9 protein-coding genes are annotated in these 11,356 nt (G+C 30.9%); all 9 read right to left on the reverse strand.

Annotated elements, in window-relative coordinates; translation table 11 throughout:
• Nucleotides 1-89: 89 nt before the first annotated feature.
• On the reverse strand, nt 90-1,289 hold the full coding sequence (locus tag BUB63_RS01465) for an iron-containing alcohol dehydrogenase (protein ID WP_027308109.1): 1,200 nt from the start codon (nt 1,287-1,289) through the stop codon (nt 90-92).
• Nucleotides 1,290-1,443: 154 nt separating this feature from the next.
• Entirely contained in the window at nt 1,444-2,694 is a 1,251-nt protein-coding gene (locus tag BUB63_RS01470; protein ID WP_073247707.1) for an MFS transporter, read from the reverse strand.
• Nucleotides 2,695-2,712: 18 nt separating this feature from the next.
• Nucleotides 2,713-3,327 (reverse strand): SOS response-associated peptidase, encoded by a 615-nt coding sequence (locus BUB63_RS01475; RefSeq protein ID WP_073247708.1) that lies wholly within the window; start codon nt 3,325-3,327, stop codon nt 2,713-2,715.
• Between the two features lie 406 nt (nt 3,328-3,733).
• A complete protein-coding gene (locus BUB63_RS01480; RefSeq protein WP_027308524.1) occupies nt 3,734-4,048 on the reverse strand; it encodes a PTS fructose transporter subunit IIB in 315 nt (104 codons plus the stop codon).
• Between the two features lie 27 nt (nt 4,049-4,075).
• Complete coding sequence (locus BUB63_RS01485; protein WP_027308523.1) at nt 4,076-5,101, reverse strand: PTS fructose transporter subunit IIC; 1,026 nt, start codon at nt 5,099-5,101, stop codon at nt 4,076-4,078.
• Nucleotides 5,102-5,154: 53 nt separating this feature from the next.
• Nucleotides 5,155-5,595, reverse strand: a complete 441-nt coding sequence (locus BUB63_RS01490; protein ID WP_027308522.1) for a PTS sugar transporter subunit IIA — start codon at nt 5,593-5,595, stop codon at nt 5,155-5,157.
• Between the two features lie 7 nt (nt 5,596-5,602).
• Nucleotides 5,603-7,570, reverse strand: coding sequence for a BglG family transcription antiterminator (locus BUB63_RS01495; RefSeq protein WP_073247709.1), 1,968 nt, complete (start codon nt 7,568-7,570; stop codon nt 5,603-5,605).
• 255 nt (nt 7,571-7,825) lie between these two features.
• Nucleotides 7,826-10,237: an AAA family ATPase gene (locus tag BUB63_RS01500; RefSeq protein ID WP_073247710.1), complete on the reverse strand. Its 2,412-nt coding sequence runs from the start codon at nt 10,235-10,237 to the stop codon at nt 7,826-7,828.
• On the reverse strand, nt 10,234-11,343 hold the full coding sequence (locus tag BUB63_RS01505; protein WP_073247711.1) for a metallophosphoesterase family protein: 1,110 nt from the start codon (nt 11,341-11,343) through the stop codon (nt 10,234-10,236). Before BUB63_RS01505 ends, BUB63_RS01500 begins: the two co-directional genes overlap by 4 nt.
• Nucleotides 11,344-11,356 lie beyond the last annotated feature (13 nt).

Consider the following 11,356-nt stretch of genomic DNA (forward strand, 5'->3'; position numbering starts at 1 on the left):
TTTTAGATTATTTAAAAAACTAAAAGCCCTATGACTTAAAATCTCATAGGGCTTTTTAATTTTATAATACTCTAACAGTCTTTTAATCTTTATAGTGAATCCTCATATATCCTTCTTATTGTCTCCCTTGTTGCTGGAATTGGTGCCATACTTAAAAGTAAATCTAAACTTGGAGTATTCATTGCAAGGTCTGTTAACTTATCTAAGTCTTCCTCACCAAATCCCAAATCAGTTAACTTTTCAACAAGTCCCATTTGATTTAACCAATTTTCCATTGCTTCTGCTGCATATTCTGCCTCTCCTGGAACGCCCATCAAATCAGGTGCAATTGGCGATAATATGTCTGCTAAAACTTCTGAACAAGCTGGGTAAATATGCTTAATAACAGCAGGTAGAAGCATTCCAAGACCTAATCCGTGGGCAAGTTCTGGCTTTACAGCACTTAATGGATGCTCTAATGCGTGTGTAAAGTGTAATAGTCCATTATCAAAGGATATTCCTGCAATCATTGAAGCATATAGTAAATAGTATCTTGCTGTTAAGTCTTCTGGGTGCATAAGTGCCTGTGGAAGATATTTTGATATAAGTCTAAATGTTTCTTTTGCAAGAAGTACAGAATATGGGTTAGTTGATTTTGTTGTTGCTGCTTCTATAATGTGGTTTATTGCATCAACAGAAACATAAAGTGTTTGGTTTCTTGGAAGCATTGTCATAAGTGCTGGATCATCTATTGAATAAAGAGGATATATGCAGTCATATGCAATTGCTGGCTTATATTCATTCTCTGGTATGCTAACAACTGCAAATCTATCTGCCTCTGTTCCTGTACCGTGTGTTAAATTAATAGCAATTATAGGCACAGCTTTATTTGGTGTAAATTTGTATTCATAAAGCTCTTGACAGTTCTTGTCTGGATATTCTAATAATATAGCAACACTCTTTGCTGCATCTATTGGGCTTCCTCCACCAATACCAATTACAGCCTTTGCTCCAAGTTCTCTACCTAATTGTGTTGCCTCATCAACTTGATGGGTTGTTGGATTTGGAGTAACCTTGTTATATAGTGCATATTCTATTCCATATTCCTTAAATGCATCAACAACATACTTCCAAGCTCCTGTCTTTTCATATGCACCTTTTCCTGTAACTACTACAACCTTGTCAATTCCTCTCTCTTTTAGGTCTTTGCAGATGTCAAAAATCTTCTTTATTGCTCCAACCCCAAAGAATACTGTTGTTTTACATCTAATTTCCCTTACTTCATTAATGGGCATTTTTGTTTCCCACAACACGTGTATCCCCCCTTTATTGTTAATATTTTAACTATTTCTATATATTATTATATCAAACAGGATATTACTTTTCAATATTTTTCTGAATATTTTGCTTTTATCTTTTATCCTGTACTATAAACCATTCATCTTTATATAAAAAAGAAGCAGTTTATATCCCTGCTTCTTCAATGTTGTTTTTATAAATCCTATTTACCCTCATAGACAGCAATACTGCAACTATGTATAAAATTAGACTCGCATAAAATGGGAATATAGGATTTAGATTGTACATATATCCCGAAACATAACCTGCTGGAATTGAGATTAGGGCAATAAATGCACTGGCTGCTGAGAATATCTTTGCCCTCTCCCTCTCACCAATAACATTATTCCATATAGTTTCTCTAAATACTATTGTAATTAAGTTGCCTGCCGCCATAAATACAATGCTAATAAATAATAATAAGTATTCTCTCGGCCTAACAAGTATTAAAAGCAGTACTCCAATAGTGTTAAAGGCTAAACCGTAAAATAAACTTTTCTTATCACCAATTATTCTTAGCTTATCCATAAACACAAAATAGACTATCAAATTTACTACTGCTGAAATTCCTGGAACCATTGATGTTAATGATTCCTTTATACCTATAACATCCTTTAAATAGACTGATTGAAAATACAAAAACGACATTTGAAGTTGTCCTATTAATAAAATAAAGAACATAAGAAGAGTAACCTTGCTTTTATAAAAATACACTATCGCCTCTTTATAATCCCTTATTTTATCCTTAACAGAAAACTCGCTGTGTTCCTTCATCATCCTCTTACCTATTTCTGTTTCCTTAACATACTTATTTCTAATCAAAAACATTGTCGTCATACTAATACAGCCTAAACCATAAATTATCCTCATCGCATCCACAACACCAATTTTTTCTACTAAAACACCAGCAAGAGGAGCAAAAATTCCTGATGCTAAATTTATTATCATAATAAGGCTAAAAAAGTATACCCTTTTATCCTCTGGCGTATCCTCAATGGATAGACAAGTCCAAGAAATATAGGATATTTTATTGAAGGAATTTAAAATTACAGCAAGCAGGAAATACCAATAGTTTTGGGATATTGCCCAAACAAACATAGTCATACTCCAACAAACAAGATCAAAAACAAGTGTTGTTCTCTTTCTACCAAATCTATCTGTTATTGGGCCTGCTACAAAGGATGTAATTACTGCAAGTGCCGCTGCAAGAGAGTTTAAAAATCCCATCTGCACCTCTGTTACATTTAAATGTTTCATATAAAGTGGCTGATAGAAAAAAATCATTCCTCCAAAAACAGCCCAAAGAGGCTCCATTATTATACTATAATAGGCATTGCCATCTAAACCTCCAAGTAGCCTTCGTCTTAAACTTTGCACCTCATCCCCCTCCTTGATCTATAAAAAACTAACATTCTCATACCTTACCCTATCTTCCCTTTTGATAACCAGCCTCCCATTCTCAAAGGGCTTTAATAGATCCATTATACTTTTATCAAAGCCTTCATATAGGTATAATTCCTCATCCTTTTCATCTATTATAACAGGCATCCTATTATGAATTTCTCTCATATCATCATTTGGTTCGGTTGTTAGTATTGTTACACATCTTTTTATGCTTCCATCCTTGTCTTTAAAGTCCCTATAAATCCCTGCCAGTGAAAAAATATCTTCATCCTTTAAAGTTATTCTATATTTAATTTTTTTACCCTTTTCATTTTTCCACTCAAAAAATCCATTTACAGGCACTATGCACCTTCCTGATAAAAAGGCATTTTTAAAAAGAGGCTTATCTAATATAGTTTCACTTCTTGCGTTTATAACCCTTTTATTATCAAGCAAAAATCCCCACAAAAACACATCTGCCATTTTTTTATTCTCCTTTATTATAACAGGAAGATTGTCTCCTGGAAATCCTTCTCCTTTTTTATATTCAAACCTATTATATTCTTGAACCATATACCTCTTCAAAATATCCTGAAAATCGCTCTCAAGAATAACTCTTCCACACATACTATCCCTCCTAAAAGTGCCACCCAGGTGAAATGTGACATTATTCATTTATTGTAACGAAGCTTTAGTATACACAGATCATTATAATGCCTCAATTTCATTATAATATTATCATAATTAAAAAATGAAAAATATATATAATCAACTATTTACTTTCAATTTATTTTAATTTAATATCAAAAGACTTTGTTTGCAACTTATAAATAAACTCACAAAGTAAAAACACAGCATAATTTGCTTTTATATGAATTTACAATAAAACATTTTTATACTATTTATTCTCAAATTTTCTATTTTAACTTCTAAAGTTTTTTCTACCTTGGTTACCCCTTTATATAAATAAAAAATTAAGCCGCTTAAGTAACTAAATCACTTAAGTGGCCAATTATTGTACTAATTAAAGCTGTTATTTATTTTTTAGTTGATTTACTGCCTCTTCTATTACAGCCTTTGCATTTTTTATTACCTTTTGAGCCTCAACTCTAAATATAGCCTTATCTTTAAACCTATTTTCTTCTTTAACTGCTACATCAGCTGCAAATATAACTAAATCTGCCTCATTTGCTTCTTTTTGAGATATTTTGTTTTCTATACCTATTGATCCTTGTGTTTCTACTTTGATACTATATCCTAAGCTTTTTGCGGCTCTTTCTAATGCTTCTGCAGCCATATAAGTATGTGCTATCCCTGTTGGACAAGCTGTCACTGCTACTATCTTCATTTGTCTCACCTCTCTATATTATAAAACTTATTCCTCAACAACTTCAACATTCTTCTTTAATGCATTTACCATAAGTGCTGTCACAATAACACCTACAATAACAGCCACTATAAACATCAATCTATTATCTACAACTGGAAGAACTATTGGTCCACCATGCGGAGCATGATCCCCAACTTTACCTATAGCAGCAATTGCTGCACCTACTGCTGAACCAGTCATTATGGAAGGAATTACTCTTAATGGATCTGCTGCTGCAAAAGGAATTGCTCCTTCTGTTATACCAATTAACCCCATAGCAATTGCACCTATACCTGCTTCTTGCTCAGCCTTAGTATATTTTTTCTTGTTTAACAATGTTGCAACTCCCATTCCAAGTGGTGGTATACATATAGCTACAGCTACTGGTCCCATTATTGTTACTACACCTTCACCAATCATAGCTGCTGCAAACATAAATGCTACTTTATTAACTGGTCCACCCATATCAAACGCAATCATTGCTCCCATTATAAGTGCTAATACAACTGCGTTTCCAGTACTCATTGACTTTAACGTATTAGTTAAACTTGTCATTAAACTACTTATTGGAGAACCTATAACATAAATCATTAAGAAACCTACAATTAGTGAAGTAAGTAAAGGTATAACAAATATTGGCATAATAGGTCTTAAGTTTTTATGAACTTTCCATCCTTTAATCCATCTTGCAGTATATCCCGCTATAAATCCTGCAACAATACCTCCTAAAAAGCCTGCTTTAAGATTGTTTGCAAGTACACCACCTACAAGTCCAGGAGCTATACCCGGTCTATCTGCAATACCAAATGCTATAAATCCTGCAAGTACTGGAACCATCATACTAAAAGCTGCTACTCCTATATCCATCATACTTTTTAACATAGGATTTGTAACTACAGCACCCTCTCCTGCTTTAACACCGCTTAGTGCAATTGAAAATGCTATAAGCACACCACCAATAACTACTATTGGTATCATATAGGACACACCAGTCATCAAATACTCTCTGATTTTCTTTAATTCTTCTTTCATTTTAAATCCCCCTCATTAATTTAATATTTATTAGAACTAATAAGTCCTTCTGTTTAAATTGAATTCAAAATATCCATAACTTCATCTTTTGTTTGGGATCTTCTGAGCTTGTCTACAAAAGTGTCATCCATTAACTTTCTTGAAATTCGTGATAAAATCTGTAGGTGTAAATCATTCGCATCTTTTTCAGGAACTCCTAACAAAAATACTAAATCAACCGGTTTACCATCTAATGATTCCCATTCAATTTGTTGATTAAGCTTTGCAAAAACCATCATTGATTCTTTGACAGAATCTGTTTTACCATGAGGTATTGCTATACCATTTCCAACTCCTGTTGTAAATAATTTTTCTCTGTCTAAAACAGTTTGTACATAATCATTAACAGATGTAATTTTGCCTTGAGCAAATGCTAACTCTGCTAATTCTTTAATTACCTCCTCCTTTCTATTTGATTTCAAATTCAATACTATTAAATTTTGATCAATCACCATTTAAAACTCACCCTATTATTTGTTTTACTTCTATGATTTCCTTTGAAGTTTTAATTTTTTTAATAAAACTTTTATCTTCTATAGCATTGTAAAGATTCTTAAATAGAAATTTTCCTTCTTTTAAATCCTTTTGTGCTATGCTTATCATTAATATAACATCAACATATTCATTCCCCCATATTATGGGTTCTTTTAAGGTTAGCAACGATATTTTTGATTTTTTTACTAACTCAGGATTTGCATGTGGTATAGCTACACCATTTCCAATAGATGTATATGTCATTTTTTCTCTTTCTACTAAGTTTTTATAGTATTCTTTATCTACATAGTCTCTCTTTATAAGTTCATTTGATAAAAACTTTAACACTTCATTTTGTTTTTTAAAATTACAATTTAAAAATATCAAATTTTCATCAATAATCCTCTCTACAAAAAACTTACTATCTTTTTTGTTTTTCATATAATTAATGTAATACTCTATTTTTTTTATATCAGCTTGAGTTAGAATTGGCTTTACTTGTAGCACTGGCTTTATACTATATATTGGTATAGTAGAAATTATAAAGTCAATTTCATCCAATTTAAGTTTTTCAAGCTCTAAATATGATACTGTATCGACTATATCAATTTCTCTAAAACTTTTTTGTATTCTGGCAGCCAATAACTGTGATGTACCTATTCCACTTGAACAAACAACAAATACTTTGAATGGTTTTATATTTCTCTCAACAGCTGCACCTATATGTAATGCTATATATCCAATTTCTTCTTCTGGAATTTTTACACCTAAATATTTATTAAATACAGTGCTGGCCATCCAAGCTACACCAAAAAATTCTGAATAATTTTCTTTAATTTCATTTAAAACTGGATTTCTCAAGGCTAAACCATATTTTAATCTGTTTATTGTTGGCCTTAAATGTAGTATAAGTCCATTTAATAGTTGTTCATCTTTTTCTAAATATGTACCTAATGACCTCTGTGCAATATCAATTATTTCCTTTGCCATCACAACAGACAAATCATCTTCTTTTATATTGTTTACTAAATTAAACACATCGTCCTTTTTATTTTGTTGCATTTTTGCTCCAAGTATATGTAGGAGAATATATATAACTTCTGATTTTGGGAATTTTACGTCAAAGGCCTTTTCTATATTTTTAGTAACCTCTAACGCAACATTAAATTCTTCCTTTTCCTTAATTTCATAAACTATATCTTGTGGTATATCTATATCATTACCTTCTTTTAACCTTTTGATAGATATTGCAATGTGAATTATAAGACTTATAAAAGCATCATCTGTAAATCTAACTCCCATTTTTTCTTCTGAATTTTCTACTATTTTTTCTAACAATTTATAATCTAAATCTACCAACTCTTTTAATTTTTCAATTGTTTTAAAATCTAATCTTGTTGTAATATTGTTAAATAAAATTTCTTCTAATTCCTTTTTATCTTTTTCACTTACAATCAAATGTGCTATTGCATTTCTAAAATTTTCTTCATTCCCAATTATTTGAATACCATAATTTGTCTTTTTAATGAGTTTAAGATTAAAATTCATTAACCATTTTTGTACATAATCAATATCTTTATGAATTGTAACTTTACTAACATACAGTTCTTGTGCAAGTTCTGCGATTGTTATATTTGATTTTTTCATTAATAACCTTTTTATAATATAATCTCTTCTGAACTCTGGAGTATATGGTTCTATAAAACCACTTCTAAATTTATAATTTTGTAGTAACTCTACTCGTTTTTCTTCATCAACTTTTATTCTTATCCCATATCTTGGCTTCTTTTCAAGATAAACTCCGTTATTAAATAGAATTTTTTCAACTTCCTTCAAATCATTTCTAACTGTTTTATTTGATACATTTAATTTTTCAGCAATTTCATCAATTGTTATATAAGACTGATTTGTTTCTAATAAAATTTCTACAATTTTATCTACTCTATCTTGGCTCATATTTATCCCCTTTTTACCACATTGAATATGGTAATACTTATTCAATTAATTTTATTTTATTTACATTTCTTAATTATATTATATTTCTAAAAATATAGTTTTTTCAATACTTGTAGCCTATATTTATATTTCCGCATTAATGTGGTAAATGTTTAATAATTGCAACAACACAATTTTCTTATATAATATTCCTCTTATTTATAAAAGAAAATATTAAATAATAAAAATAAGTGATATGGAAGCCATATCACTCTACTATAAATTAATCAATTTTCCTTCTAATAATTTTGCTGTATCCATACTACAGGTTGTAAAAATCACCTGATGCTTCTTTGCAAATTCCTTTATAAGCTCTGCTGCCTTTTGTTTTCTCTCTTCATCTAAATCAACTAAACAATCATCTAACACTATAAAAGTTTCATTGTCAAACATATTTTCAATCAGTGCAAACTTAAGTGCAAGGGCAACAGTATCATACGTTCCTGTTGATAATAGGTCTACTGAAAGATTAGATGCATCATTTCCTATTTCAAACTCCAATGATTCATTAAAGTCCTTAACCTTATACTTATTGCCTGTTATATATGCTAAATACTTATTAAAGCTATCTACAATTGGATCAAAGGTATTACTATTTATATCATCTAAAGTTTCATCTATTAACTTCTTTAATTTAATTAAATTTTTTGCCTTCTTTAGATAGTTTTTATAGTTTTCCTCATATATCTTTATCTCTTCCTCAAGATCCTTACTTGACTTTTTGTTTTGAAGTTCAATCTCTATCGTATAGTACTGCTGTTGTAGTTTTCCTCTCTCATTAAACAAACTCTGTTCCTTCTCCTTAATATCATTCAAATACTCATTAAACTCCATAACCGAAGTAAACCCTTCAGGAAGTGGTTTTAATTTATCAAGTTCCTTATCTAATAATTTTATTTCTGACATAATATCTACTAATCTATTAAATAACTCCTCAGGTGTTTTATACTTATTCTCCCATTCCTTTATAGTTGACTCTATATTTTTTATCTCGGCTAATATTGTGATCTTCTTATTTTCTAATTCCATCTTCTCTTTTCTTATCTCTGCTATTGACCTTGTTAGAGTAACAACCCCAATTTCAACAAGCTTCTTTTCTAATTCATCCACTGTATCTTCACCTAAAACAATCTGTATCTCCTTCTTTTTATTCACTATTTCTATACTTAAATAACTTCTCTTTGTTGCAATCTCCCTTGCCTCATCAACATCCTTAACCCCAAACTTTTCTAAAATGCCAGTATAATCACTCTTTAACTTTACGTACTCTTCCCTTATCTTTTCTACATCAAAATCTTTAAGTTTTATCTCAAAATCAAAATCATCTGTTTCAACCTTTGCATATCCCTTTGCAGTTGCCTGAACCGACTCTTCTACTCTGCTTTTTTCCTCTAAATCCTTTGTCAAATATATTGGCTTTCTATTTTTTATATTTATACTTACTGTAAATTCCCCTAAATTAATTTGATTTTCCAACCTTTCTATATCTCTTCTTATCTTTTCAAGGTTTCTAACATCCTGTTCTGAAATCTCCTTTAATTCATCAAGCTTCTTCTTTAAATCCTCTACTTGTTCAAGTTTTTCCTTTACCTGCTTTAACTTCTTTTCTATCTCTTCTTTTTCCTTTGCCTTTATATTTTGTTCCTCTTCCTTTATTAGATTTTTAATATTCTCTTCAATCACCACTAATTCTTTTTTCTTATCATCTAATTTAGTTTGATACTGTGGCCAATTTTTTTGAACCTCAATTAGCTTATCATATTCAGCTTTTAGCCTATCCTTTTTAGGTTCAATCGCTGCCCTTTTTAATGCATCCTTTTCAAAGGCCTTTAGCTCATCTAACTCCCTTTTGACAACAGTATATTCCTTTTCTAACTCCTTTAAACTCTTTAATACTTCATCCCTCTCATCCTCTTTCTTTATTACTTCCTCAAGCTCTAACTTTGCTCTTTCTTTGTTATAGTAGCTTCCTAAAATTAATCCAACATTTTTAACATATGGATTATTTATTCCCCTATTATTAAGAGGCATTTCCTTATCCATATCCCAGCTATTTATCAACTCCTTAATCTCATTATCTATATTAGCCTTTAAGTCCTCTATAGATACACCATCAAGTTCAAGGGTTGATGTACTTACAAATTCAAATATAGAATTTCTTATATCTTTATCCTCGGCAATTTTTTGTATAGATTCTTTAAAATCCCTCTGCCTTTGAAATGCAAGCTTATTATATGTTGCCTCCCCTTGGGAGAATATTTTAAGTATCTCTTCCTTTATCCTTTTTTCATCTGATATTTTTGTTCCCTTTATTTCTAAATAAGATGATGGATTTTTATCAGACCACTTTTTACTTATTTTTAAGTCAACCCCATCATTTTCAATCTCTAAAAAAGATTCCGCAAAATCACCATTTGGATAAGGAAAAAACAGCTTCTTAAACTCCTTATCCTCCTTACTTCTACTTCCTAATTTCGCATCCTTAAAGATTGTGTTTGAAATTGCCTCGACAATTGTACTCTTTCCTGCCTCATTTTTACCATACACTACATTCAACCCATCAGAAAACTCAACCTTCTTATCCCTCAAACCAGCAAACTGTCTACATTCTACCTTCTTTAGCTTCATTTTTTCACCTCCATTATCTTTTCATAGGCAAGTTCTAAAAGTTCTTTATCATCTATTTTGCTTAAAATTCTATGTGGAAGTGAACCTATTGAAAACTCTTTATCTATCTGGCTCTTATCAAATTTCTTTCTTATATTATCGCTGTATTCAAAATAGAAGAGCTTCTTTGATAGGTCATCAAAGCACTTTTTTCTTTCATCACTATAATCATCTTCAATACTTCCTGAAAAAGAAACTCTTACAATCTTAAACTTAGGATTGTCCTCTAAAAGCTTATTTTTATAATCCTCAAGTTCCTTATATGAGTTAATTATGCATTTATCATCTACAAACCTGTATGTACCTGTTTTAACCTTTGCTGCACTAAAATTCCCTTTGTCCACCACATCAACAACCCAGGCATACCCCTCGTGTCTACAATCAAGTCCATCTGGTTCTGGAGTACCTGGGATTAGAAGCTTTTGATTTTTAACCTCATCTACAAAGGGATAGTTTATATGCATATGACCTACAACAGCCATATCTACTCCCAAGGAATTTATTTCATCAATACTCATACTGAAATATTCATCCTTCATATCTGGTGAAATACCCTTTATTGAACCGTGGGCAACAAGTATGTTGAAGGCATCCTTGTCAAAATCCCTATGCTCTTTTATCCAGTCAAGCCTATTTTCCTTTGAGTGTTTTAAATCGCAATATGCAGGATATAGAACAACCTTTTCATCGTTTATTTCAAGTTCATAGGGTTTATACTCATTTAAAAGTATTATATTTGTATCCTTTATGCTGTTTATAAAGGTTACCCAAAAGTTTGTAACATTGAAAAAGTCGTGATTTCCTGGAAGAATTGCAACATATTCACCGTGGAATTTCTTTAGTATAGATATGATTTCATCTATGTATTTTCTATTTGTATCTGCTGCACTTTCAAAAAGGTCCCCTGCAATTAAAAATAGGCTGCAACCTCTTTCATTTGCTATGTTAACCATATTCTCTAATGCTCTAAACCTTGCCTCCTGAAGTTCTCTACTTACATTATCAATATAGTTTTTAAACTTCATACCAATATGCAGGTCTGAAGTTGCTAAAAAACTAAATCCCATCTAATCATCCCCT

Source organism: Caloramator proteoclasticus DSM 10124, assembly GCF_900129265.1.
Classification (GTDB): Bacteria; Bacillota; Clostridia; order Clostridiales; family Caloramatoraceae; genus Thermobrachium; species Thermobrachium proteoclasticum.

Excerpts from the sequence above, each read along its gene's own strand:
- BUB63_RS01475 (WP_073247708.1), bottom strand. The coding sequence starts at position 3,327 with ATGTGTGGAAGAGTTATTCTTGAGAGCGATTTTCAGGATATTTTGAAG.
- BUB63_RS01480 (WP_027308524.1), bottom strand. The coding sequence starts at position 4,048 with ATGAAGATAGTAGCAGTGACAGCTTGTCCAACAGGGATAGCACATACT.
- BUB63_RS01485 (WP_027308523.1), bottom strand. The coding sequence starts at position 5,101 with ATGAAAGAAGAATTAAAGAAAATCAGAGAGTATTTGATGACTGGTGTG.
- BUB63_RS01490 (WP_027308522.1), bottom strand. The coding sequence starts at position 5,595 with ATGGTGATTGATCAAAATTTAATAGTATTGAATTTGAAATCAAATAGA.
- BUB63_RS01495 (WP_073247709.1), bottom strand. The coding sequence starts at position 7,570 with ATGAGCCAAGATAGAGTAGATAAAATTGTAGAAATTTTATTAGAAACA.
- BUB63_RS01500 (WP_073247710.1), bottom strand. The coding sequence starts at position 10,237 with ATGAAGCTAAAGAAGGTAGAATGTAGACAGTTTGCTGGTTTGAGGGAT.
- BUB63_RS01505 (WP_073247711.1), bottom strand. The coding sequence starts at position 11,343 with ATGGGATTTAGTTTTTTAGCAACTTCAGACCTGCATATTGGTATGAAG.